The organism is Algoriphagus hitonicola (assembly GCF_900113375.1).
Lineage (GTDB): Bacteria > Bacteroidota > Bacteroidia > Cytophagales > Cyclobacteriaceae > Algoriphagus > Algoriphagus hitonicola.
This window is the reverse complement of sequence record NZ_FOPC01000009.1, coordinates 119,781-145,994: the sequence shown is the minus strand read 5'-3', so window position 1 is coordinate 145,994 and position 26,214 is coordinate 119,781. Positions and strand designations below refer to the sequence as shown.

17 protein-coding genes are annotated in these 26,214 nt (G+C 42.7%); 8 read left to right on the top strand and 9 right to left on the bottom strand.

Annotation, left to right across the window (positions count from 1 at the left end; genetic code table 11):
* Genes BM043_RS13245 through BM043_RS13235 form a run of 3 tightly spaced genes read left to right on the top strand, consistent with a single transcriptional unit; the run spans position 1 to position 11,658 of the window.
* Positions 1-3,255, top strand: coding sequence for a hypothetical protein (locus BM043_RS13245; RefSeq protein WP_092792388.1), 3,255 nt, complete (start codon positions 1-3; stop codon positions 3,253-3,255).
* 4 nt (positions 3,256-3,259) lie between these two features.
* Positions 3,260-9,730: a hypothetical protein gene (locus BM043_RS13240; protein WP_092792386.1), complete on the top strand. Its 6,471-nt coding sequence runs from the start codon at positions 3,260-3,262 to the stop codon at positions 9,728-9,730.
* A gap of 2 nt (positions 9,731-9,732) precedes the next feature.
* Positions 9,733-11,658: a hypothetical protein gene (locus BM043_RS13235; protein WP_092792384.1), complete on the top strand. Its 1,926-nt coding sequence runs from the start codon at positions 9,733-9,735 to the stop codon at positions 11,656-11,658.
* A 189-nt stretch (positions 11,659-11,847) separates the two neighbouring features.
* Here the strand turns inward: BM043_RS13235 and BM043_RS13230 are convergent, their stop codons facing one another.
* Positions 11,848-12,834, bottom strand: coding sequence for a tRNA 2-selenouridine(34) synthase MnmH (locus BM043_RS13230; RefSeq protein WP_092792382.1), 987 nt, complete (start codon positions 12,832-12,834; stop codon positions 11,848-11,850).
* Between the two features lie 124 nt (positions 12,835-12,958).
* Here BM043_RS13230 and hemB point away from each other — a divergent pair, with 124 nt between their 5' ends.
* From hemB to BM043_RS13210, 4 genes are all read left to right on the top strand, one after another.
* Entirely contained in the window at positions 12,959-13,930 is a 972-nt protein-coding gene (hemB, locus tag BM043_RS13225; RefSeq protein ID WP_092792558.1) for a porphobilinogen synthase, read from the top strand.
* Positions 13,931-14,446: 516 nt separating this feature from the next.
* Entirely contained in the window at positions 14,447-15,742 is a 1,296-nt protein-coding gene (locus tag BM043_RS13220) for an ammonium transporter (RefSeq protein ID WP_092792380.1), read from the top strand.
* A 107-nt stretch (positions 15,743-15,849) separates the two neighbouring features.
* Positions 15,850-17,022, top strand: a complete 1,173-nt coding sequence (locus BM043_RS13215) for a porin (protein WP_092792378.1) — start codon at positions 15,850-15,852, stop codon at positions 17,020-17,022.
* A gap of 286 nt (positions 17,023-17,308) precedes the next feature.
* Positions 17,309-17,671 carry a hypothetical protein gene (locus tag BM043_RS13210; protein WP_092792376.1) on the top strand — a complete coding sequence of 121 codons (363 nt, stop codon included), beginning with the start codon at positions 17,309-17,311 and terminating at the stop codon, positions 17,669-17,671.
* 57 nt (positions 17,672-17,728) lie between these two features.
* On the opposite strand, the gene BM043_RS13205 is transcribed toward BM043_RS13210, so the two are convergent.
* From BM043_RS13205 to BM043_RS19510, 3 genes are all read right to left on the bottom strand, one after another.
* The gene (locus tag BM043_RS13205) at positions 17,729-18,103 is read right to left on the bottom strand and encodes a co-chaperone GroES (protein ID WP_092792374.1); all 375 of its coding nucleotides are present in this window, start codon (positions 18,101-18,103) and stop codon (positions 17,729-17,731) included.
* 120 nt (positions 18,104-18,223) lie between these two features.
* On the bottom strand, positions 18,224-20,143 hold the full coding sequence (gene dnaK, locus BM043_RS13200; RefSeq protein ID WP_092792372.1) for a molecular chaperone DnaK: 1,920 nt from the start codon (positions 20,141-20,143) through the stop codon (positions 18,224-18,226).
* Positions 20,144-20,389: 246 nt separating this feature from the next.
* A complete protein-coding gene (locus BM043_RS19510) occupies positions 20,390-20,545 on the bottom strand; it encodes a hypothetical protein (RefSeq protein ID WP_177188477.1) in 156 nt (51 codons plus the stop codon).
* A 110-nt stretch (positions 20,546-20,655) separates the two neighbouring features.
* Between BM043_RS19510 and BM043_RS13195 the strand changes: the two genes are divergently transcribed.
* The gene (locus tag BM043_RS13195) at positions 20,656-21,465 is read left to right on the top strand and encodes an MOSC domain-containing protein (protein WP_092792370.1); all 810 of its coding nucleotides are present in this window, start codon (positions 20,656-20,658) and stop codon (positions 21,463-21,465) included.
* 54 nt (positions 21,466-21,519) lie between these two features.
* Here BM043_RS13195 and hemE read toward each other — a convergent pair whose 3' ends face one another.
* The 5 genes from hemE to BM043_RS13170 form a co-directional block, all read right to left on the bottom strand.
* Complete coding sequence (gene hemE / locus BM043_RS13190) at positions 21,520-22,542, bottom strand: uroporphyrinogen decarboxylase (RefSeq protein ID WP_092792368.1); 1,023 nt, start codon at positions 22,540-22,542, stop codon at positions 21,520-21,522.
* Between the two features lie 109 nt (positions 22,543-22,651).
* Complete coding sequence (locus BM043_RS13185) at positions 22,652-23,200, bottom strand: hypothetical protein (RefSeq protein ID WP_092792365.1); 549 nt, start codon at positions 23,198-23,200, stop codon at positions 22,652-22,654.
* Between the two features lie 79 nt (positions 23,201-23,279).
* Entirely contained in the window at positions 23,280-23,798 is a 519-nt protein-coding gene (locus BM043_RS13180; RefSeq protein WP_092792364.1) for a hypothetical protein, read from the bottom strand.
* Between the two features lie 7 nt (positions 23,799-23,805).
* Entirely contained in the window at positions 23,806-24,393 is a 588-nt protein-coding gene (locus BM043_RS13175; protein WP_092792362.1) for a hypothetical protein, read from the bottom strand.
* Positions 24,394-24,439: 46 nt separating this feature from the next.
* A complete protein-coding gene (locus tag BM043_RS13170; protein ID WP_092792360.1) occupies positions 24,440-26,212 on the bottom strand; it encodes an ABC transporter ATP-binding protein in 1,773 nt (590 codons plus the stop codon).
* Between the last annotated feature and the right edge of the window lie 2 nt (positions 26,213-26,214).

Sequence of the window (26,214 nt, the reverse complement as noted above, 5' to 3'; positions counted from 1 at the left end):
ATGCCAGATTTAGCAAACTACTCTTTTTTGCCTTGGGTTCGAATGGGACTCGGAAATGAAATCATTGAAGTGGATTCTTTGGGAGCTGCTCTTCCTGGCAATCCGGTTTTGGAGCGTCCCGAAATCTCGGTTTCTGCCACACTTAAAGGAATCCAAGGTGATCAGAACAAAGAATCCACTATCACCAAGACAGTCAAGGTGCAAGGCCCAGGAGATGTGCTAGGTGTCAATCCCCAGTCAATTATCCGGGTTCACCCAAAAAACGGTGTGGCAAATTTTGAAACCAACAATCTTTGCTACATTGAATTTTATGAGGAGGATCTTCCTTGGCGGTTTACGCCGGCAAGGCCCAATGGAGAAAAATTACGTCCTTGGTTGGCTTTGATTGTGCTTAGAGAAAATGAATTTGAAAAAAGCAAAGGCGGAACTCCCACTCCGTATATCACGATTACCAATGAGGCTTTATCCAAAGTTTTTTGCAATAAAGAAGACACGTATGCGCTTGCCCATGTACAGGTGCTGGAGGAAATTGCAAACAATAGCCCCAATCTTAATTCGTATTTAGCCGATTTGATTGCCAAAGATCCTGACTCGGCCCTTTCCCGGTTGCTATGCGCTCGCAAACTCGAATATACCGATCCCAGTCCTGGTCTTGATTATGACCCGAATCGATATCATGCTTTTTTGATTCCCGCCTTTGAGACAGGGCGTCGCGCTGGATTAAACCTGGACACGCATGAGGTGCCCGCGCAGCAGTCCTCTTGGAGCAACCATGCGATCACTGAAGGTACTAACCCTAATGATTACCCTTATTATTTCACTTGGAACTTCAAAGTGGATCAAGGTGGAGATTTTGAAAGTTTAGCCCAGCTTTTGAAAGCGCGAGAACTCCCCGAAAATATCGGGAAGCGTGAGATGCTGTTGGATGATATGGGTTATGGAATTATGCCCGTGGGTGATGATGCGCTGGGTTTTGTAGAAGGTGCAATGCGCCACCCCAATTACCAAACAGCAGCTTGGCCCATGACAAATTTGGCGCTAAAGCAACAACTGCTAGAGGTGCTTAATTTATCTTTCAATTTACAAAGCACCACGGTTTCGGATAATTCTGCTTTTTTCTTCACCCCCAATCGGGAAGATGATCCCATTATCACACCGCCCATCTATGCGAAATGGCATAAAGGAATCGATAAGCTATCCAATAATGGAACAGATTGGGTTCATAAATTAAACCTGCATCCCAGCAATCGCGCCGCAGCGGGGCTTGGGGTCCAGGTCGTTCAAAAGCACCAAGAGAAGTTTATGGAATTGGCATGGGAACAGATCGGTGAAATCAATGAGGCCAATCAAAAAATCCGGGAAAATGAGCTTGCAAAAAGAGCGTCAAAGGCACTCTTTTCTAAGAAAATCCAAAAATTCGATCACCTGAATTTGATTCTTGCTGCAGGGAAATCCTTTGAAATGATCAAGTTTCAGGCTAATGCAACAATCAAAAAAGTATTAAAGACATCGACCGTTCCTACGGCAATTCGATCCGGGACGTTTTTGAAAGTAGCCAATAATTTTACCCCCACCGCTTTGATGAATGGCGGTGTGGATGGAGCTAAAGCGGTCCTTAATCAGGAACTTTTTGTCAAGATGAATAAGGCCGAAGGGGATATAGGCAAAATCTCAGCTGCACCTCCCAAAGGAGAACCATTAATGTCGATTAGCTCCACAAAAACGTTTGAGTTAATAAATCAGGTGGTGACCAATCCGCCCAAATCTTTTATGGAGCGATTTGCTACAGTGCTAATCGCTGTGGGTCCGATGGTAAATAATACGGATTTATTTCTTCCTGCACTGCAGGCGGAGTTTACCAAAACCGCAGAATATGAGCGAGCTTTTGCAATTGTAAATTCGTTCAAGAAAGCCGGCTCACGTAAAGTCATTCAAGCCAATAAAGCCTGGGAATTTTTGGTAGAAAATGATGTCTTTGAGGGTAGGATCAGTGATGATTTTGATGAAGGAATCTATGGCACTGTCAAGACTGTTAATTCTGATTTTCAGTTTGAAAAGCAAATTCTGTTCAAAAAGAAGTCAGCATCGACCAATTCCACCCTGATTCAATTCCAACAGGTAGAAATGTTGAAAAGTCGGATAGAATATTCAAATAGCTTTTCTACGGTTTTTAATATCAATGCCGCCACCGATCCTGCTGCATTTAAGGTGTTGACCCGACCAATTAAACCCGTATTGGAGGCGACGTTCGTGGCTACGCTTCAAGGAAAACTGGATCCAAAAGTCAATTTTAAGCGAAAACTTGGGGCATTTTTCAAAGGAGCGGCACCGGAAAATCATAAACCGATCATGGCCTATCCAAGGTTTCCATTTCCGGTTTATCATTACCTCAAAGAAATTTCTCCGGATTACATTATTCCCAATATTTCTGAGATCGAGCCCAATACCATTACCTTGATGGAGCCAAATTGGAAATTTGTGGAGTCATTTCTTGTGGGAATGAATCATGAGTTTTCTCGCGAACTCTTATGGAGGGAATTTCCTACCGATATGCGAGGAAGTTATTTCAGGCATTTTTGGGATTATGAAAATAATCCGAATGTAGGCTCAATGGCTGATTTGAGTGAACTAATTGAAAATCAGGATAAATGTGCAGATATCAATAAGATCCACCTTTGGAATTCTTCTTTGGGAAATAACCAAGCCAAGAAGGGGATAGGTTTGGTCTTATTGATCAAGGGAGACCTATTGAGGAAGTATCCAAACACATTGGTTTATGCACAGAAGGCAGTATACCAAAATGGCAATCCAGCTTTGCCTAGGAAGTTAAGTGATTATGATGATCTTCAGAATGTCAAATGGCCGGTCCTTAGTGGCACATTAGAGCCGGATGTTTATTTCTTTGGATTTGAGCTTACTCCTGAAGAGGCCAACGGAAATCGAACTGGGGATCCAGGTTGGTTTTTCGTGTTGCGAGAGCGTCCAGCCCAGATCAGTTTTGGATTAGATGATGCTGCCGAAACCTTGCCTTCACTAAATAGCTGGGACGATTTAGCATGGCAGCACATTACTAATGATATTAACCAGTATCCTCCTTACCTGGAGGTTAATGGGAAATTGCAGGTTAATGGGAATAGTATTGGATTGGGTTCTCCTAAAGTCAAGTGGAATGCCAGTAGTAGTGACATGGCCTATATTCTCTATCAGTCTCCAATTCTTTTTGCACGTCATGCGTCCACCATGCTAACCGAATAATGCCATGCCCACCACAGAACTCATAGGAAAATATAACGATCCCACTTTTCACCATATCAAATCGGCCTTTAACCAGCGCAGCGATGATTTTCCCGTATTGATGCTTCCTGTACGGCTTGAGACGAAGTTTGTGAAATATGCCCGGATAATTACTCCTGAAAAACCCAATCAACCTCATGTAGGTGGGATTATTCAAGATTTATACAAGCTTCATCATCAGATCCGAACTTTCTTTTTACCCGAAAGAAAAAAGCAGCTAAACGCTCGACAGATCCAGTCAAAAATCACAACGTTTAACAGCGTAATCAAAAAACAAATCTCCCAAATCGAAGCGTTTGATCAGGCTACCCGAGCAGACAAAATAGTCCTTCGTGATGCAGCTAAGGATTTGGACTCTTTGGCCAAGCTAATAGAAAAAGATTCCCTATACAGTGGGAAAATTGGAGACCTTTCTTCAGCAATTGGAAGGCTAACCAAAACAATTGAGAAGCTAAAGACTCCCTCAGTTTCCATTTTTGAGAAGGGTAAAAAGTACCTGGATTCATTAAATAAACTGAATAAGAGTATTGATGCGATTTTTGTCTCCAATAAAATCAACGCTGCCAAATTAGACGCCGAGCTTGATAAAATTGATCTTCAAATCGAAGAACTTGACAAGCTTGCAGATGAGCCGGATTTCGGGGCGACTGAGGAGGTGATTAAGGAAATTCAAAGTAAGATTTCGTATATCAAGCGGCGTCATAAAAGCGGAGATGTACGGCTGACTAATTTCAAAATTGGCTATACCGGGATCAGAGACCTCAAGAAAGAAGAATATAACCTCCGTAATAAAATCAATGGGCTCAAAAAGCGAATAGATGAAGAACATGTTCCGGTGATCAGGTCTCGAGGACAGTTGAAAACCTATCCTGTCAAGCAGTTGAATGCGGAAATCCTCAAAGCCATGAACAGGATGATGGGGCAATCCAGATTTTCTTCCCTCAACTTACGAACTGTATCAACTACACAAAAAGCGCTATTTCCCCAGCTGAAATCTATCCACGAACATGCACAGATTCCGCTTGAGGGTAGTTTGACAGAGATTAAAGAATTGAAGGCGAATTTTCTGAAATTGAAGAATCAATTGGTTGATTTTCAAAAGAAGATCCGAAGGGTAAAAGTCGTGACACCAGCTCAAAAGGCTTCCTTGACCAAGGCTTCAAATCAGATTACGAGCTACCTGAACCAATTAAGAGAGCTCGATCCGGAACTGGTCAAAACCGAAAACCAAATCATAGCAGATGATCGAATCCGACTCAGTGCCCGAGCAGCAAATGACACCCGGATCAATTTGCTTAGAACCCGAGAAGTAATTCGTTCAAGTAAGGCCTCAGTCCCCAAAAAACAACTTGATGTACTGACCAAACAGCTTGGAGAGCTTCAAGAAAAAATCAAAATCTCTTCATCCAATACGATTTTGCTTCCAAGAGGGGATTACAATCAGCTGAAAAGTGCCTATTACAGTTTGAAGGATCAGGTGAATAATGTCCTCACTGCCAATCCGAGGCCGGATGCTACTGCTGCCAGAGTGGAGGCGGAGAGTAAACTGCTAGCAATAGAAAATCATATTTTGGATCAATTGGTGGATATAAATGATCCTCGTGATCGGTTTTATGAGCTAAATCGGGACAGGGTAGTATTTCGGGTACCTTCTTCTGTCGAGGTGATGGAATTGTGGGTACGCATTTTTCCGGATGATATTGCCATCGACAATCATGATGAGCGGTTGACCGAAAATGAAATCAAAATGGCTCAAGACTTTTATCATGAGGTATATCGGTTTTTGCCAGCTAATCGAAAAAATGCTGAATTGGGTGCTTGGCGTGCTGCCGCTGCTAGTATGGGGGCACGAAGAGCAGCTTATGCTATCAAGATTTTGGAGCCGCAAGAGGTCAAATTAGATCAGGTAGAGGAAATCAAAGATGAATTTTGGGACATTCTTATCCGAGAATTATTCTATGTGCCGAAAAGAAGAGACTTTGTTCGCAATACGACCGATTTGCAAAAAATGGTAGATGCCTTTGCGGCTTGGTCAAGTAAGGTTAAAATTTACCTTCAGCCGAAACGGTTTACAGTTTGCCTGGAAAATAAGGAATTTCTTGATCAGGCTTTGGCACACTGCCGGGAAGCCATTGATTGGGCAGCCACCTGGAAACGCTCACGGAGCAGAAGCCTTCAGGAATCGGATATCAAGGCTTTTGTGAAGCAAGTCAACGAAGTTGGAAAACTGATCTATCAATTTTATCAATCGAATTTGAAAGGCTTGAATCTGCCTTTTAAGCCTAAACTAACCTTTCCTGAAGTAGAGAAAAAAAGTAAAGGTTGGGATCGGGCTGGATTTACCGAAGCGCTGCCGGACCGGTTTGTGGTTGTGACCAAGCGTGGAGATGAATACCAGCACATTGTCACTGGTAAAACTATCCCCAATCCACTTCCTCTGAGTCTTGACCCCAGTGGAAATCAAGCAGATGAGTTTGATCACTTGGAGGATGGCGAGTTGAAAGTTCCCCAATCGCTGAGTTGGATGTTTGATTTTGAAGCAGCAGTAGAAGTTGGAATGGGCTTGAAGATTCCTCTTGACAAGACTGATTTTGAAGAGGGCTTTGATCTGGTGATGGCCTATGGCGTCCAAAACAAAGATGCTCAATCCAGTCAACAATTGATCGATAAGCTTTTTACCAATCACCTGTATAGTGAAGGTGGATTGGAATTTTTGCCATTGGGCACAGCGACCAACAATACAGAATCTGTCAAATCACCCTATCGGGGACTAGATAATGATTTTGACGAAGCCTACCAGGTGTTTTTTAATGGGGACCAGGCCGAGTTTGTCAATAGTGCTTTGGATCAAAATGAGCTTTTGATATCGGACGGTCAGTTTTTCAAAGAGGGCTTAGGGATGTCTGAGGATTTGATTCGATTAATGAAGCATTTCGACAAAAAAGATATTTGTAATGGAAGAGCAATGAACCGTTCGCTCTTTTCGGCCTCGCTGGAGTACTATTTCAAAAATATGGTGGACAGCCTGATGGAGGACTACGATATCAGCCAGACCATGCTTTTCATGCTTCGACATGTTTCAGGGATTGGGACTATTCCTAGTTTTAAAATCGATAATCAGCCCTATGGTGTTTTGCCGATCAGTCCGGTGAAATCATTTAAATCTCAAGGGGCATTAAATAAAGGTTCAGAGGCCAACTATATTAAAAACCTTACCCTGTTTTTGAAACAGACAAAAGCAGCGTTTGAGCATTTCCCAACTAAGCCCATTTCCATCAATGACCCAGAATATAAAAATGATCCTCAAGGACAGTTTTTAAAGATTTTGGGATTGGAACCATTTTCAAAGGAGTTCTTTTACCGATTTGGAGTCAATGCAGCGAGTCGCTGGAAAGAACCAGAAGACTCCACTTTTGTGATTAATTGGGATTTGGAAAATGATGTTTTTGCACCTACCAAGGTGGCCAATAATTATAATCAACTGCTCAAAAACCTGGATCTTACCACTTCTTTTGCGCAAAGCAATGCGATCAGTAAAGCAGACATTTACAAAAACCGATTTACTGAAGGGAACTTCATCCTCGGGCCGCTGGTCCAAGATCCAAGATTAGGAGAGAAGCTAGCCATCACGGATAAGGGAGTTAACTATATCGAATGGCTACTCAAACCAGAGAATCTCAGTAAAATCACACAATTGCAATTTGATGAACTCCCCAAAGTCACCTTTGAAGAAGAAGAACTTACTCAATACACAGCACTTTTTGCGATGCTTCGTGGAGCCTTAGTTTTTGATCGTTCGACCTTTGCCAAAAATGCCCTTGAAAAATTGGTTGACCTTGATGTAGAGTTATTAGAGCGACTTTTTGCCTCGCATATTGATTTGGTGAGTTATCGACTGGATGCTTGGTTGACTGGCTTATCCAATTTCAGACTTCGCGAGTTGAGAAAGGAAAACGAAAAAGGTACTTATTTGGGCGCTTTCGGTTTTGTGCATGATTTACGTCGGGAAAAATCTCCTCAGCAGCTTATAAATACCCTTCCCAAAGGCCTGGAGCCTATCAATGGCGGATTGGTCAGTCGGCAGCCGGATAGTCAGGGTTTCGTTCATGGGCCAAGTATGAATCATGCCGTGACTGCCGCAGTTCTGCGTGCAGGATTTAATGCGATGAAGAATCAAGAAGGAACAGCCAATCCCCTGGCTATTAATTTAACATCGAGTAGGATAAGAAAAGCACTTCACCTGCTGGAGGGAGTTAGCCAAGGCCAGGAATTGGGAGCTTTGCTAGGTTATCAGTTTGAGCGGGCACTGCACGAGAAATATGATAATGGTGCAGGCAATCCGCTAGAAATGGATAAATACATTTATCGCCTTCGAAGGAAGTTTCCAAGCTACTCAGATGAAAATATTGAATCGGCAAGTCAAGTTCAAAAGGAGAGCATACGCCCCGCTAATGTCGTGGACGGAATTGCTTTGATTGATCATTTTGAATCCTACCTTTTAGATGATAAGACTTTGGTCGAAAGTGTCATTACGTCTAACTCAGGTACGATTGGCTTTTCTAATTATCCCTGGGGATTGACAGGAAGTCTCCCCAATCCAAGTGCTCCTGATGTGGGTTCTACAGCTGATTTGGAGCGCAAAAAAATTAGGGCCATCATTCATGAAATAGACAATTTGATGGATGCACTTGATGCTCTTGGTGACCTGATGACTGCTGAGGGCGTATATCAACTTGTTCGTGGTAATCATATTAAAGCAGCGGCGATTTTGGATGCCATCGCAGAAGGGAAAAGCATCATGGATCCGGATATCATCAGAAGTATGCGACAAGGTGTGATGGTCTCACACCGGGCTATTCTTCAGATCCCGATTTCAGGTTCTGTTGGGTCTCCTTGGGCTGGAGTTCCAGAAAGCCCACGAGGCAAAGCCGAACCTGCGCTCAATCACTGGCTAGCTGCCCGAATCGGAAATCCTGCTAAAATTTCTTGGATGGTCAAACTCGATTCTGGAGATTTTCCAGTCAATTTGATTGATTTGGGACTTCAGCCGATCGATTTGGTGATGTTGGTAGCTGCGGGAGGTGATGAAAGTCAGGAAGAACTTCAGGCTCGCTGTTTGGACTATCTTCGAGGTTTGGGGCAAAGTACTGAAGGCGAAATCGAATTCAGATTTAATTCTCCCGGCAATCCCGGGGATTTGAGTTTTGGGGAGTTGATTTCATTGATTCAGCATTTGGGCAAAGTCATCGGATCTGCTCGAAGCAGCGATGCACGTGATTTTAGAATCGCTGAAGATGATGCAAACTTTGGAGCAGAGGCAACGGGGATCAACATCAGTAAAATCAAATCGAGAATTAATTCGATTCTCCAAGACTATAAAAATCTTTTGGAGACGCTATCTCCCTTTCAATCTGGTAAAACTACCTATACCGAAATTGAACGAAATCTAGCCATTGATTCACTAAAGTCCCTCTGTCTGTTCGGATTTGCTGGATTTTATCCATCAAATCCAACTGAAGATGTGCTGACTATGGCTCAGCGGATTGTTTCAGCAAAAGCGAAAATGGAACAGCAGATCTCCTTTGCAGAGGGGAAACTGTCAGCCTTGGATTTAGAGGTTGAGCAGGCAAAATGGTTGACCTTTTGCCAGGACTTTAGCTCCAAGTTTTTGGGAAGTGGGTTTAAAATTCTTCCAGAAATCAGTCTAACCAATGCTGCTCAAATCAGTAGCCAACTGGCTATGCCATGGGGTGAAAGCCCATTACGAAATCTTTCTGGAGAAAGTGATTTAGTGGATTGGTGGGCTGAGATTTCCCATGTTAGAAAACCAATGTCTCAGTTGGAGTCCGTTTCTATGCTCGGTGAACTCCTTTACGAAGACCCTTTGAATCTAAAACCTGTTCAACTTCCCTGGGATATGGACAATCTTCCCCCATTGAATGATCGAGATTATTGGTTTGGAGCGGCCTACCCAGATACCTACCAGCCTGATGGCGACCGATTGTCACTTTTGATACTTGGCCAGCAGGAAGTGGAGGAAAAATGCTGTGGATTGGTATTGGACGAATGGACAGAATTGATCCCTATTGCCAAGCAAACCACGGGGATTGCATTTCATTTCAATCAACCTGATGCAAGGGCTCCCCAAAGTTTGCTCCTTGCAGTACCGGCAGAAAAGAATGGCGCTTGGGACTTTGAAGAACTTGCTCATTGCATAGAGGAAGCATTTAGTCTGAGCAAACTCAGGGCGGTCGAGCCAGAGCATGTGGAGGAGTCCATGTATTCCCAATTACTCCCTGCCACAGCGACTTTGGCCTACGGTAATACGGAGCATGTCCAACGGCTGCTAGATGAGGAAATCGATGAAGATAGCGATTCCAAAATGGGATTGTATGTAGATTTTTCTAGGATAAACACTGGTTATGAACCAGAATAGCTATGAGTAATATTTATTGTGCGCCATTTAGGGCCTTTAATCGAATAGAAGGTAGACCACGGGAAGAGGAGCTAGAAGATGCGTTGGCTGCTCGTGTCCATGATCCCCTGTGGATGCTTGCCCGACAGTACCAGTTTGGTGAATTCAAGGGTGAAGATGCAGGTTCAGCCATATTTGCCAAAGTGGCGGTAAATTCTGTCCGGATTTCGAATTTGGAATTTCCAAACGGTTCTAGTCCATCCTATTCCGAAAATATCCCTCTTGAAACACAGATAGAGCGGCTTATTCCTCAGGTTGATTTAAAAAAAGCAGCAAAATGGGGTCGGAAATTTCTTCAGCTTCTGGATGAGCAAGGAGCAAATGCCCCTGAAGAAGATGGCTATAACCCTGGACAATACAAAAATAACCTTTTAGCCAAATTCCCATTTGAGGTTCCTGAATTGAATAAAGACAATGAGTCGGTGGGCGAGGAGATTTCCAAAGCCCGTCAACTGAGTCTACAACAAGCGACGGCCTTTCTTCGAGCCTTGGCTGGCAGGGCCCTAAATGGTTTGGAATTATGGGTGTTTTTAGCCGGAGATTATACTAAAATCAATTCACTGGTTTTGGCAGAAAACCAAAGTCCAGATAAGGATCAGTTTGTCCATTTGAAGCATCGAGGGATCTTAGAGGTGGCTGCGAGTAATTGGATCCAATTTGTGAGAGAGGAATTGAATATTCCCGTTGATCCCGAAGACAACTGTTGGTATCAGGAGCGGTTAGAGTATAGTTTCAAAGCCAAGGTGGAGGAGGGAAATGGCGGACAAACTGAACTTTCTGCCGCAGCGTATTTTCAGGGACATTTGGATTGGTATTCATTTGACGTAAGCAAGGAAAATTCTTCTTCAGGTAGCGAATTTGACGAATCGGTAAAAACCAGAAAGGTCATCAGCTTGATTCCGACTGAGGCAGCATTTGCGGGAATGCCCAATTCCCGCTGGTGGGAGATGGAAGACGGATCGATAGATTTGGGTAATTTGAAAGCTTCCGATACTGATATCGCCAAAATCCTCGTCACTCAATATGCCATGCAATACAGTAATGATTGGCTTTCTATCCCTTATGATATCCCTACCGGCTCTTTTGCTGAGGTAGAAGGGATTGTCGTCAGAGATACTTTTGGACAAAATTATTTCATAGAGCCTGCTCATCAAGCTGGAAATGACTGGAACGATTGGAATATGTTCTCCCTTTCTGTAGAAAAGGGAGAGTTTGAAAAGCCTGATTTTGACAAACGTATTTTGCTGCCTCCGGTAGTTGCCCGAACCATGGAGAGCGAGCCTATTGAGGAGATTAAACTGATCCGTGATGAAATGGCTAATCTCGTTTGGGCGATCGAAAGTCAAGTTCCTGACGGTTTGGGGGGATCGATCGACGGCTATGAAGCTGCCCGGAATTTTCAGCAAATACTAGAGAAGCTTCAGGAGGAGCCTTCGGCAATGTCAAGGATAGCCCTTCCCGAGATTGATTCAAATTCCCCTGAAGCTAAAGCACGTACTTACAAAGCAATGCTAAAGTATCAACTGGGTAATACAATCAGTGAGAATTGGATTCCATTTATCTCGGTACATCGGAATGGCTCCAATCGGGAGGTCCATTTTCAGCGAGCATCCATGCCTCGGATTACAGCGTTATTCCCTACGCATGCAGTCAGACCCCGCACGCAGTTGCTTCGAGAAGGTATAAATCCGAATGATGAACAACTTCAACCCCTATTTATTGATGAGGAGGAAGTACCTCGGTCTGGAGTTAAATTAACGGGCACCTATCAGCGCACGCGTTGGTATCATGGTAAAATCGTCACCTGGTATGGGAGAAGAAAACGTACCGGAAGAGGCGAGGGAAGTAGCGGATTAAATTTTGATCAAGTCTTGGAAAATAATACGTAATCGCTTAATTTAGAACAAAATAAGAAACCAGTCTAAGGTAAAGATAAATGCACCTTGAGTGTTAGAAATCTGAGTAGGCATGCAGAAGAAAACGGAAAATTGAAGTCTGAGTAACAGCATAACGAAGAGTAATGCAATAATTCGGTGTCAACACAGTGGCGTCTTCCATCGGGAGACGTTTTTTTTGCCCTAATAATTTGAATAAATTTGTGACAATAAGGTGTCAGCCGACTCCTGTACGTTACCATTTTCTAGGGTGGCAAAGAGCTCTTTTTTTTGCGGCTTTTGATAGGAATCGGAGTGATCAAAGTATGCTAAAAGCCCTTCCGCCACGGATGCATAATTTTTCCGTTTCAAATGGGAAAGAATTTCTACTGATTTTTCCTTTCCTATTCTAAATTTTAGAGTTTCTATACCCTCAGCTAGCACCCCGTCATTTATGCCTGCGTATTGGGAAACCAGCCGTTCGACTCTTTTTTTATTTGACAGCGTAAGTAGGATCATTTTTCCTTTTTCAAGTTGCTCAGAAAGTCCTAAAGGGATTATATTTTTCCCTAAACTTAGTTTTTCTGACTCGGTGAAGACGGGAAGCTTTGGGTCAAAGGAATCTAATTTGGCGGCTAGTTTCAGCAGGAAGGTTTCTTGTGGGGCTTGGTTCTCCTGTCTTAGATTGCCGAAAGTAGAACCTTGATGATTTGCCAGAGATTCTAGATTGAGGACTTGTTGGTTTTTTTTGAATAATTCTTCCAATAAGTCCGTTTTTCCCACCCCAGTAGGCCCGCAAAGCACCATGAAATCATAGTGGCGTGAAAACACAGTTTCCGCCTCAAGAAGTAGTTTTTTCATTCCTCCTTTATAAATGAAAACTTGATGTTGGGGACGAAAATGTTGCCAAATGGCCTGAGCCATAAGCTGGGGGACCTCGTCAAAAAGAAGAATTGGGGTGTTGGGTTGGAAATAATGGCTTAGTTTTTCGACCCGTTTCATCAGTTCACTTCCTATTTCGGAACTAAAACCCTTCCTTTTTAATTTTTGAAGTTCGGAATGAGTACAAATACCCAAAGGTTTAAATAATGGATTAGGGATTGCGCGGATCGTGTTCAGATCCCGGACATCTAGGCATTGAAAAGTCTCTCTCTGACCAAAAAGTGTTTGGATGTATTTTACTTGGTTCATGGAAAAATTATTTTCCTCAATTTACGGAAATCCGATTTTTTGAGAGGGAATTGATGATTATTTCTTAAGGATTTTAAGAAGGGGAGGTTTGATTGTACCTTTGGCAAAAGAAACCAAAAAATCCATGAACCGACGACCCAGAAGAAATCGAAAATCTCAAGCAATACGAAATTTGGTAGAAGAAACATCAGTTTCTGTAAAGGATCTGATTTTTCCGATGTTTTTGGTCGAAGGCCAAGGAAAAAAAATTGAAGTGAGCTCGATGCCTGGGATATTCCGTTTTTCTATTGATACCCTACTGAAGGAAGTCGAAGAGTGCATGAAGCTGGGAATTGAAGCAATCGATGTATTTCCCGCTTATCCTGAGCAGTTGAAAAACACCACTGCTACTGAAAGCTACAATCCAGAGACATTTTACCTCAAGGGATTGCGTGAGATCAAAAAGGAATTTCCAGAAATCTGCCTGATGTCAGATGTGGCGATGGACCCATACAGCAGTGATGGTCACGATGGCTTGGTCAAAGATGGTAAAATCCTCAATGACGAGACTTTGGAGATTTTGGGAAAAATGGCTTTGGCGCAGGCAGAGGCAGGAGTGGATATTCTGGGCCCGTCTGATATGATGGACGGGAGGGTAGGATTTATTCGTGAGCTACTGGATCAAAATGGATTTACTGACACTTCTATCATGTCCTACACTGCCAAGTATGCAAGCGCATTTTATGGGCCATTTAGGGATGCGTTGGATTCAGCCCCGAAGTTTGGGGATAAGAAAACCTATCAGATGAACCCGGCTAATAGTCGAGAAGCTTTGATTGAAGCTGAACTTGACCTCATGGAAGGAGCCGATTTCTTGATGGTCAAGCCTGCTCTTGCATACTTGGATATTATTCAGCTTTTGAATACAAATTATCCTTTGCCAATTGCAGCCTACAATGTATCGGGAGAATACTCCATGCTGAAAGCCTCGGTTGAAAAGGGGTGGTTGGAGAATGATCGAGCGATTGTAGAAATGCTGACCAGTATAAAACGGGCCGGAGCTAAGGTCATACTAAGTTATTTCGCGAAGGAATTTGCTCAGATGCATCGCCAATAAAATTCAGGTTATTCCAAGTAGGTGAGATCTCCATTTTTTTAGGGAGATCTTCTTTTTTGCCTTTAAAAAGGAGGCTAATTTTTCAAAAAAATGTAAAAAATTGATTTTTAGGTTAAAAAAATACCCAAGGATTAAAAATTTATATTTTTGATAATATCCACTAAACAATATGATATTGTAAAAAAATATTAAAAATAGAATTTAATTCCGTTAGTATCCGTAATAATTATTTTTTATACTGATTCTGCATTTTCGGAATCGATTTCAAAAAATTATCTATATGAAAACAGAATAATATTTTTTTAACTAGAAGGTTTAAAAATCAGCCAAGAAATCCATTTTTATTGAATTATTTTCAATAATAGGTATTAAAAACAATCATAAAATCAATAAAAAATGGTTATAAATGAAAAAGTGATTTTTTTTATTGAACAAAATTACTTTACATTCGTTTGGGCTGAATTTCATTTTAACCCAATAAAATTTTGAAAAAAGTTCAAATTTAATCTCAAACCTATGAAGAATTTTGCAACCCTGTTGGCCAATGACATGGCCGCGATGGATCTCTCTCTGGAGATATCCCAAAACATCCTGACCACAAACAATGTCTGGATGATGTTGTCCACGGCGCTGGTATTTATCATGCACCTGGGTTTTGCCGGAGTGGAGGCCGGCTTTGGTCAAGCCAAAAACACGGTGAATATTCTGTTTAAGAATACCGTGACTCCCATTATCGGGATAATTTCCTATGCTGCCATAGGGTTTTATTTAATGTATCCCGGATTTGATGTTCCAGGCTGGTTGAGTTTTGACTCAGCAGGGTGGAATATGTTTTGGTTTGCCCCGGGCTCTGCGGATATCACATCCGGATATGCAAATGGAGGCTACACGTACTGGACCGATTTTCTGTTTCAGGCGATGTTTGCAGCCACCGCCGCCACGATAGTTTCCGGTGCGATTGCCGAGCGGGTCAAATTAGGAGCATATCTGTTTTTTACCCTGCTTTTTGTCGGACTAGTTTATCCAATCATTGGAAGCTGGAAATGGGGAGGTGGAGCTCTGAATGAAATGGGCTTCTATGATTTTGCGGGGAGTACGCTTGTCCACTCAGTGGGTGGATGGGGAGCATTGGCTGGAGTGATTTTGGTCGGTCCCCGAATTGGAAAATATGTCAATGGAAAAACCATCGAAAAACCAAGTGCGAGTGTTCCTCTTGCTGTCATCGGTGTCTTTTTGCTTTGGTTGGGCTGGTTTGGGTTCAATGGAGGCTCTGTCCTTTCGGCAGACCCGGGATTAGTGTCTTTTGTATTGGTGACAACTTCACTTGCGGCCTGTGCTGGTGGGTTGGGAGGATTTTTAACGGCCTACTTTACCTTTAAGCGACTGGATTTGGGTATGGTGCTGAATGGTATTTTGGCAGGCTTGGTGTCGATTACCGCAGGTGCGGATGTCATTAATCCAGGATCTGCGGTATTGGTAGGATTTATCGGAGGAATTTTGGTGGTGCTTTCGGCAATTTTATTGGACCGGATGAAGCTAGATGATGTCGTAGGCGCTGTATCGGTTCACCTCACCTGCGGAATCTGGGGGACCTTAGCCGTTGGGATTTTCTCCACAAATCCTGATCACTCCTTTATTACTCAGCTTATCGGTGTGGCCATCTGCGGGGCTACTGCCTTCACTGCGGCATTTGGTATTTTCTTCCTGTTGAAAAAGACTGTGGGAATCCGGGTTTCAGAAGAGCATGAGCGAACTGGACTGGATTCTCACGAACATGGAATCCGAGGATATACCATCGTCTTTGACGAATAATCAAAAAAAATAAAGAACCCTGCCCAAAGAAAAAAAACGCGACTCTCTTTCGATTGGGTCAGGGTCCTATTGGTCAACTCTATCATTCACCAACATTCAAAAGTAAAATGAAAAATATATTCTTACTAATTCTATGCGTAGCGATTAGCTCCACTCATGTAGTATTGTCTCAAGAAACCTCAGAAAGTGATACTCCTACCCTGATGCTTTCAGGTTCAGTTGATGCCTATTTTCGGTCCAACTTAAATGCCCCAAACAAAGGGGAAAATACCATGGCTCCAGCCACTTCATTTGGGAATTTACCCGGTTTCTCCCTAGGGATGGCCAATATTATCGCCACTTACGAAGGAGAAAAAATCGGGGCTGTTGTAGATTTGGTCTTTGGACCAAGAGGCGAAGATGCAGTTTTTGGTTCTCCGCTTTACGGGGGTGGAGTAGCGGGTAGTTCTCAAATCTTAAATCAATTATATGTGTATTGGAATGTCTCCGAGAAGGTGACATTCACAATGGGTAATTTTAATACCTTTCTGGGATATGAGGTCATTTCACCAACCGGTAATTTCAATTATTCTACCTCCTATATGTTTTCCTATGGTCCTTTTTCCCATACCGGACTTAAGGTTGACTTTGCCTTGTCAGATAAATTCTCCTTGATGACATCGGTGATGAACCCGACAGATATGACGGAGTTTAACCTCAACGGAACCTATACACTCGGCGCTCAATTGGGGTATTCTACCGATGCGGGGAGTACCTACCTAAACCTAGTCTATGGAGATCAGGATGGAAAGCTGGTCAACGACGGATCCTTAGTTGATGGACAAAGTTCGGGGGGGAATACCTTTCAGATCGATTTGACCACTGGTTTTAATCTAACCGAGGCCTTGTATGTGGGAGTGAACACCACCTACAATAGTACGGCATCCGGCGAATTGTTCAGTGGATCGGATATTCAAGAAATCGGAGGGAATGGCTATGGCTTTTATGGCTTTGCAGGATATCTGCAAACGACTACATCTGAAAAATTTGGGTTGGGATTGCGGGGAGAATATTTTAATGTCTTTAATGACGGTCTCGATGGAGTGGTGGGAATCGATGAGGATGGAGACGGATCTGTATTTGCGGTGACATTGTCTGGAAATGCCAAAATCGGAAAAAATCTGACACTCATACCAGAACTCAGACTGGATACCATGAAAAATGAGTTTTTCATGAATAAAGATTTGGCAGCATCCAAAAATCTTTCTTCGGTTTTACTTGCTGCCGTTTTTGCATTCTAATTAAAAACAGGGTCTATTGTTAGAAAAGCCGGGGTGATTTTCACCTCGGTTTTTTTAGTAAAGAGGGTTCTTTGAAAGGTTGAGGGATTAAAAATGATCCAAAAGAGTGAAGTTTAGGGTGTTGTTTTACAAATTAGCTTAAAATTTAACCTTGTTTTTAGCTTGAAAAATTTCGTATTTAAGAATAAAATTTTAAAAAACAGGATAATACCTAAAATAAATACTGATTTCCGAAACAAAAAAGTCTTATTTCTGTATACTTTTGTGTACCCAATTATACAGAGATATGAAAAAGACCCTTTTATTAGCTGCGACTCTCATGATAGGAGGTTTTTCTTTTGGGCAGGATTTGCCCAAAGGCCCGAAAGCAAAAAATCAGAAAATTTGGGAGAAAAAAAGAGAAGTTAATTTACTCACAGCCTTTGAAAGCCCCCAGTTTGAAAAAGGAGTAAATGCCAAATCATCTAAATTTTGGACTAGTGAATCTAAAACACTGAATGTCCAAACCCGAACCGAAATCAACAATCCAAAAGGATTGGAAGCCAAGAATCAAAAAGTTTGGGAAAATTCTAAGAAGGTCAAGGTAAATTCAAAAGCTTCCTATATTGAACCCAAGGCCCTGAAAAAGAAAAAATTCTGGTGGCATTAAAAATAAAAGAGCTCGTAATATCCGAGCTCTTTTTGGTTAATTCTTTTTCTCCTTCATTTAAAGATCTTGTTCTCTTTCGAGCATTAAAATAGCTCCTTGGGAAACGATAAAATATTTTTCTCCTTCATAAACCACCTCATGGGCTCCGGATAAAAGAAATATAGCTAGATCTCCTTCTTTGGCCTGAAGGGGGACGTACCTGACTTTTTCATCATTTTCCATCCAAGGCTCGTGCTCTTCCACAGGAGAAGGGATAGGATAACCCGGTCCGGCTTTGATGATATATCCCTGCTGTACTTTTTCTTTTTCCTGTACGCCAGGAGGCAAGTAAAGTCCAGAACCGGTCTTTTCGTTGGGTTTTTTTAATCGGATCAATACCCGATCCCCTACGACAATGAGATTTTTTAGTTTGTTATCGGCTGTGAGCTGCATGTGGATTTTCGATATTTAAGAAATAAGAGCCAAGATTCTCGATTTTCATCTTGACTCTTGGCTCTCAAAAGAAGAGATCCTGAGCGATATGCTCAGGCGCTCTCATGTTGGTTTAGATCTTTATTTTTTGTCTTCGTTGACTTCTTCGTAATCTACATCCGATACTCCGTCACTGGATTCTGATGTGCCTGAGCTTGCTCCGGCATCTGGACCTGGCTGCGCTCCAGCACCTTGAGTGGCGTTGTAGATTTCCTGAGAGGCTGCTTCCCAAGCTTTGTTCAATCCCTCCATAGCGGCATCAATTCCAGCTAGGTCTTGAGCTTGATGTGCAGATTTGAGGGTTTCCAAAGCACCTGAGATGGCGGTTTTGTTTCCTTCAGAAAGTTTGTCTCCGTATTCTTTCAGTTGCTTTTCAGTCTGGAAGACCAAGCTGTCAGCTTGATTGAGTTTGTCGATTTTTTCTTTCTCCGCTTTGTCGGTAGCTGCGTTTGCCTCTGCTTCTTTTTTCATTCTGTCGATTTCCTCTTGAGAAAGTCCAGATGAAGCTTCAATCTTGATTTTTTGCTCTTTGCCGGTTCCTTTGTCCTTTGCAGATACATTAAGGATACCGTTGGCATCAATGTCGAAGGTCACTTCGATTTGAGGTACGCCGCGTGGTGCAGGTGGAATATCAGAAAGCTGAAATCTTCCGATCGTTCTGTTATCCTTGGCCATGGAGCGCTCTCCTTGTAATACATGGATATCTACTGCAGGCTGATTATCAGCTGCGGTGGAGAATACCTCGGATTTTTTGGTAGGGATAGTAGTGTTGGATTCGATCAATTTGGTGAAAACTCCACCCATTGTTTCGATACCAAGGGATAAAGGAGTCACATCTAAGAGAAGTACATCCTTCACTTCTCCAGTCAATACACCACCTTGGATCGCAGCGCCGATAGCGACCACTTCATCAGGATTTACCCCTTTAGATGGTTTCTTGCCAAAGAATTTCTCTACTTCTTCTTGAATTTTTGGTATTCTGGTAGAACCACCCACCAAAATCACCTCGTCTATTTCTGAAGGATCCATACCTGCATCAGCCAAGGCTTTTTTGCATGGATCCATGGATCTTTTTACAAGATTTTCAGAAAGCTGCTCAAATTTTGATCTGCTCAGCGTTCTGACCAAGTGCTTTGGTCCGGTCTGAGTAGCCGTGATATAAGGCAGGTTGATTTCTGTGGAAGAAGAGCTAGAAAGCTCAATTTTTGCTTTTTCAGCAGCTTCTTTCAGACGCTGAAGCGCCATAGGATCCTGCTTCAAATCAATGTCTTCTTCAGACTTGAATTCGCTGGCTAGCCAGTCAATAATTACCTGATCAAAGTCATCCCCACCCAAGTGAACGTCACCATTGGTAGATTTTACTTCGAAAACACCATCACCGAGCTCGAGAACAGAAATATCAAAGGTACCACCACCAAGGTCATACACAGCGATTTTCATATCTCTGTTTTTCTTGTCCATACCGTACGCCAAAGCGGCGGCGGTAGGCTCATTGATGATACGTTTTACCTCAAGACCTGCGATTTGTCCGGCTTCTTTGGTCGCCTGACGCTCGGAATCGTTGAAATATGCCGGAACGGTGATGACGGCTTCAGTCACTTCTTGTCCCAAGAAATCTTCAGCGGTACTCTTCATTTTTTGAAGGATCATCGCCGAGAGCTCCTGAGGAGTATAAGAGCGGTCACCAATTTTGATGGCTACTGTGTCATTTGGTCCTTGCTCTACTTTATAGGAAGCATGCTTTTTCTCATCAGAAACTTCAGAGAATTTCTTTCCCATAAATCGTTTTACTGAAGAAATGGTATTGGCTGGATTGGTAATGGCCTGACGTTTCGCTGGGTCACCTACCTTTCGCTCTCCATTTCCATTGTCCAGAAATGCCACAATTGACGGTGTGGTTCTTCTGCCTTCACTGTTTTGGATGACTACAGGCTCATTTCCCTCCATGACTGCTACGCAGGAGTTGGTAGTACCCAAGTCAATGCCTATAATTTTTCCCATAATTATAATTTTTATTTAGTTGCTAATTCGATATGCTTCCCTTTCTTCAATGCTTGTGCCATCCCTTAATTGCCGAATTTTCGTGTCAGATTGTCAGAATCGTTGGCAGTTTTTGAGTTGATCCCGCTGTTTTTGGCACGAAGAATTAATCGGTAATTGTGAAATTGGCAGTTTTTTTAATTGAGCGATTGATCATGCAACTTTTGACCGGAATACATCATCTCTAAACTAAGATGAAGATGAATTTTACTCACAAAATAGCCGAGCGACTTCGATGGCTCGCTGTAGGACTTCTGATTGGATTGATTTTCTATTTGGAAGAAAATTCCGGGCTTTTTGGCTCGTTTTGTTTTTGGTAGTCCCAAATCCACTGTATTTTTCTTTGCTTTTCAGCAAAGCCATAATGTAAGATACTTTATATTAAGCCGAATTTGGTTTTTCTCCGAGGTGGGCTCTGGGTAATTCAGGTAAGCCAGAAAAACGAATGATCAACACTTGATAATAGAAATGAAATGAGTGAAAAATTAGAGGTACAAGATATTTTTATTTATCCGATCAAATCGCTCGGAGGGATCCGAGTGGAATCCGCGGAAGTCAGAGAAAGAGGCTTTCGCTATGATCGGAGATGGATGTTGGTCACTCCTGATAGGATGTTTGTATCCCAACGCAAAATTCACAAGATGGCTTTGCTTCAGGTAGAAATCAAGGCAGATGGACTTTCTGTATTTCAAAAGAATGATCCGAAAAGTCAAATTTTTATTCCTTTTGATGAATGTACAGAGGAGTCGATCTTGGTGACCGTTTGGGATGATCAGATGGAGGCGAAAAAAGTCGGCTCGGACTATGATCGATGGTTTTCCGATAGCTTGGGTTTCGATGTAATCCTAGTCAAAATGACTGAACAATCACATCGTCCTGTGAGTCCAAAATATGCAGTAAATGGCGAAACTGTCAGTTTTGCAGATGGGATGCCTTACTTGGTCATCGGTCAGTCGTCTTTGGATGATCTTAATTCGAGACTGGATATCCCCGTAAAAATGGATCGTTTTCGCCCCAATATTGTCTTTTCGGGAGGGACCCCTTACCTGGAGGATTCTATGCGGAAATTGAAAATCGGAAACTTGAACTTCCAAGTCGTAAAGCCCTGCGCACGATGCGTGATGACCACAGTGGATCAGCAAACGGCAGAATTAGGCAAAGAGCCCTTGAGAACTTTGGCGACCTACAGAACCAATAATAACAAAGTGCTTTTCGGGCAAAATGCCGTGGCTTTGGAAGCCGGAGAAATCAAAGTCGGGGATAAGATCCAACTTATTGGATAGGATCAAAACCGATAAGTTTTTCAAACCAAGTTCGGGTTTTTCGGTGGTCCGAATTTAAAACTCTTTGACCGTTTGGATAAAGATTTTGACCATCTCAGGATCAATGTCGGGATAGACACCATGGCCCAGATTAGCAATGTGCCGTGAGCCTTTGAATTGTTCCATCATTTCCTGGGTAGCTTTTCTGACTTGATCCGGATTGCCATAAAGCGCCGCAGGATCGAGATTTCCTTGAAGCGTTTTCTCTGTCCCAATTAATTTTCGGGATTCGGCGATTCCCATATTCCAGTCCAGACCGATGGTTTCACAGGTTAATTTTGCCATTTCCTCCCGCGCAAAAAATGCTCCTTTTGCAAAAACAGTTTTAGGGACCTCATCGATGGCATCACAGATTTGAGCGATGTATTTCAATGAAAATTCATGGTATTGCTTTGGACCCAAAATTCCAGCCCAGCTGTCAAAAATCTGGACCAAATCCGCTCCGGCTTGGATTTGAGCTTTCAGGTAATTGATGGTGGAATCGGTGATCATCTGCAACAAGCGATGCGAAAAATCGGGTTGGGTGTAGAGCATTGCACGAGCTTTGGAAAAAGTCTTACTTCCGCTTCCTTCGATCATATAGGCAAAAATGGTCCATGGCGCTCCCGCAAATCCGATCAACGGAACTCGCCCGGCCAATTCTTTTTTGGTGATTTCGATCGCTTTGATCACATAGGAAAGGTCGTTGGCTCCATCAGCGATCCGTAATTTTTTAAGGTCTGATTCCGATTGAACAGTCTGGGGAAACCAAGGTCCACGTTTTTCAACCATTTCATAAGGCAACCCCATCGCCTCAGGAATCACCAGAATATCCGAAAAAATGATCGCTGCATCTACTCCGAGTAAATCTACCGGCTGAATAGTAACCTCAGCAGCCAGTTCTGGAGTTTGTGCGAGCTCTATAAAACCCGAAACTGATTCTCTTACTGCACGGTATTCAGGAAGGATACGTCCGGCTTGCCGCATCAGCCAAACTGGCGTGCGCTCTACTTTTTCACCTTTGGCTGCACGAAGCAGCAGATCGTTTTGGAGTTGCATGCTGCAAAGATAGGAAGCAAATAATATTTGGAGGTGAAAAGGAGAGCAATTAAAAAAACAGGATCGTCGCAAAGCGTCAATCCTGTTGATAGTTAAGTTGGTTTAGCGATTATTTTTTCTTGGGAAGCAAGGTATTGTTTTTGAAGTCTTCTTCGGTGATTCCCAAATACTTGGTCACGGCTTCGTAATTAGTCAAATCGATTCGAGCATCTGGGAAATCAGAAGGGATTACAACGATTCGAAAAACCTGATTGTCTGTCCATTCAGGTCCAAGTAATGTTGGATCTATCGCACCGTCTAAAAAAAGTCTGACATCAAAAACCGTGAAATCATAATTATAGACTAGTGGTCCTTCCTCAAAGAAAACAGTTTGCGGAAGTGCTCTCCAGATTTCTGTGTCATTTCCATCAGTTTCCCAAAGGATGTAAGCCTGGACCGCATCGCTTTCGAAGATGGGTTCTGGCCAGTCAAATATGGCCTCGTAATTTTCCTCTTGAGTAAAATCAAAGTTTACTTGAAATGTCGTAGCAACGATATTCACCCCATCCTGTCCGTCTTGCCCGTCAAATCCGGGAGGGCCTTGTGGACCGGGAGGGCCTTCACAAGCCTGAAATAGGACTAAGGCCAAGAAGCCAAAAACTGCGCTGAGTCGTTTCATATATTTAGGGTTTAAAGAAGTAATAAATTCTTCCACGCTAAAAGAATGCCAAGGGTTGGTTAAAAAATGTAAAACAGCATTAGTCCTTGATCAGCGCAATGACATGAACTTCCCGCTCAGAAATGATTTTATCAATGTAAATTTCTGATAATTTGAGGTTTGCCGAATCTGCAAAACTTATGATTTTTTCTTTGACCGTATTGGGGCCTGGCATGACCCATTTACTTCCGTTGACCTTAGCGAGCAAAAATCGGGAGGACTCAAACTGTCTATATTCCATCAAATCCGCAGAAATCAGGGCGTTAATTCCTATAAATACCCGCATGGTATCCAACTTGCCCGCAGGTTCGATTTCATAAATCGTATGTAAAGCAGTCCCAGGATGAAGGCTTTTTTGGGCTTCTATCGTTTCAAAAGCTTTCGCTAAACGCTCGTCTCCCGGCACGCCGACAAAATAAATCCCTGATAAAGGCTCCGGTCTTTTTTCGACTAAAGAAATTTCAATGGGATTATTACCTCCCATTTGGTCAAAAAGCCAAAACCCCATTCCTACTACGAATATGAGGATTAGGGAAATGATAAGAAGTCTTCGATTCATCGGTAGGTTAGAAAAGGTATCTGACACCAATTCCTCCTTGACCCTTGATGTGTCCAACCCGGTCTAGAAGTTCTAAAAACATACCAATTTCTACAAAAACGGCAATTGGAAGTTCATCAAAATAGTATTCTGAACCGACAAAAGCCTCAGGACCAAAATCAGCATTTGTTCGTTCTTCACGCATGGGTTCAATACCACCTCCCACCTGGCCTTCGGTGTAAGTATAATTTACCCGGGTAGTCCGTAGCTGTGCACCGACTCCACCATAGGCCAAAAGATAGCCTTGCTCAATCTCAAACATATCGGTGATGTCCTCATGATAGGCCATTCTGGCATGAAACGAAACGCCTTTTCTAGCAGTATGCCCCACATAAAAAGCATTTGATGAGGGCGGATTACTGTCAAAATCCCGCTGAAAATACCCGTCACCATTGATTCCTCCACTTCCGATCATCACTTCATAAGAAAAGTAATCATCGATAAAATCCTTGTAGGTCAAGGTAAATGGTTCTCCGATTCGTACGCCTGCTCCGCGCTCTTGAGCTAAACTGATAAAAGGTAAAAGAGCAAAAATTGCCAATAATAGATTTTTCACGGTATGGTTGGTTTAATTTTTCTCGGGATAGAAAGCAAATTCCAGGCTAGATTGCCATGGACTTGAGTTGCATTTGATGCAGCTGGGTATAAAATCCGCCTTTTTCCAATAAAACTTCGTGGGTACCCTGCTCAACGATTTCTCCTTTGTGCAATACAATGATCTGATCTGCTTTTTGGATGGTGGAAAGGCGATGCGCGATCACGATGGACGTTCGGCCCTTCATCATCTTCTCAATCGACTCTTGAATAAGTTCCTCCGTTTCGGTGTCCACTGAGGAGGTAGCCTCGTCAAGAATAATAATCTCAGGATTGTAAACCATCGCCCGAACAAAAGAAATTAATTGTCGCTGACCTACTGAAAGCGTAGATCCACGCTCCATGACATTATAATCCAGGCCTCCGGGAAGGCGCTCGATGAATTTTCGTGCCCCGACCATATCTGCAGCTTCCATGACTTGCTCGCGACTGATGTCTGGATTTCCCAAAGTGATATTGTAATAAATGGTATTGGAGAATAAAAACACATCCTGGAGGACCACTCCGATATGCTTTCTCAAGGTATCCAATTCAAACTCCCGAATATCAGTACCGTCGATTTCGATGGCGCCCTTATCAATCTCATAGAATCGGGAAAGGAGATTAATAATGGAAGATTTACCAGCTCCTGTGGCACCGACCAAAGCGATGGTTTGTCCTCTTTTAACTTCAAAATTGATGTTTTTCAGGACAAAGTCCTCGTCAACATAAGCAAACCAGAGATTTCGAAATGATAAATTTCCTTGGACTTTTTCAGGCTTAAAAGTCCCTTCATTGGCGATGTGTTCTTTGCTGTCCAAAAGTTTGAAAATACGAGACGAACTCACCACTCCCATCTGAAGCGTATTAAATCGATCGGCGATCATACGGATCGGTCTAAAAAATAGCTGCAAATACATGATGAAGGAGATCAAAACACCGATTTGGAGTTCCATCCCCAATACGCCAACTGCTCCGTACCAAACGACCAGACCGATTCCAATCGCTTGGATGATTTCCGCTACAGGAAAATAAATGGAATAATAAAGAACCGAACGGATGTGAGCTCTTCGGTGCTCCCGATTGATTTCTTTGAATTTTTCAAATTCCCGTTCTTCCCGATTAAATATCTGGACGATATTCATTCCTGTGATATGCTCTTGGAGAAAGGAATTGAGGTTGGAGACCGCGTTTCGAACATCATTAAAAGTGACCTTTATTTTTTCCTTGAAAATGTATGTCGAAATAATCATCAACGGAAGGGTACACAAACTGACCAAAGTCAGCTTCCAATCGATATAGAACATTACGGCCAAAATGGTCACCAATTGAAGTAAATCTCCGATGATTGCCGCCAACCCTTCACTGAATACATCAGCCAATGTCTCAATATCTGAAATATTTCTCGTGACCAGTCTTCCGATGGGCGTATTGTCAAAAAACTTCAGCTTGAGTTTTAAAAGATGTTTGAATAGTTTGATTCGAATATCCCGAATAATCACCTGTCCGATCCAGCCTGAATAAAAGGTGTGGGCCCACTGAACTCCAGCTTGTAGAATCATGAGTCCCACCAAAATGTAAATCATTCGAATCAACCCCTGACTGTCCCCAATCGCCACATAATCATCAATCGCCACTTGGATAAAATAAGGGCGTGTCGGTGCCAGTAGAGCTAAAGCAATGGTCAGGAATATCAATAAATAAAATTTCCCCTTATAAGGCTGCGCATAGCGATAGAGCTGTCGCAGGACACGGGTGTCGACGATTTCTCCAGATGATTCTTTCTCTTTTTCTAAGCTCAAGG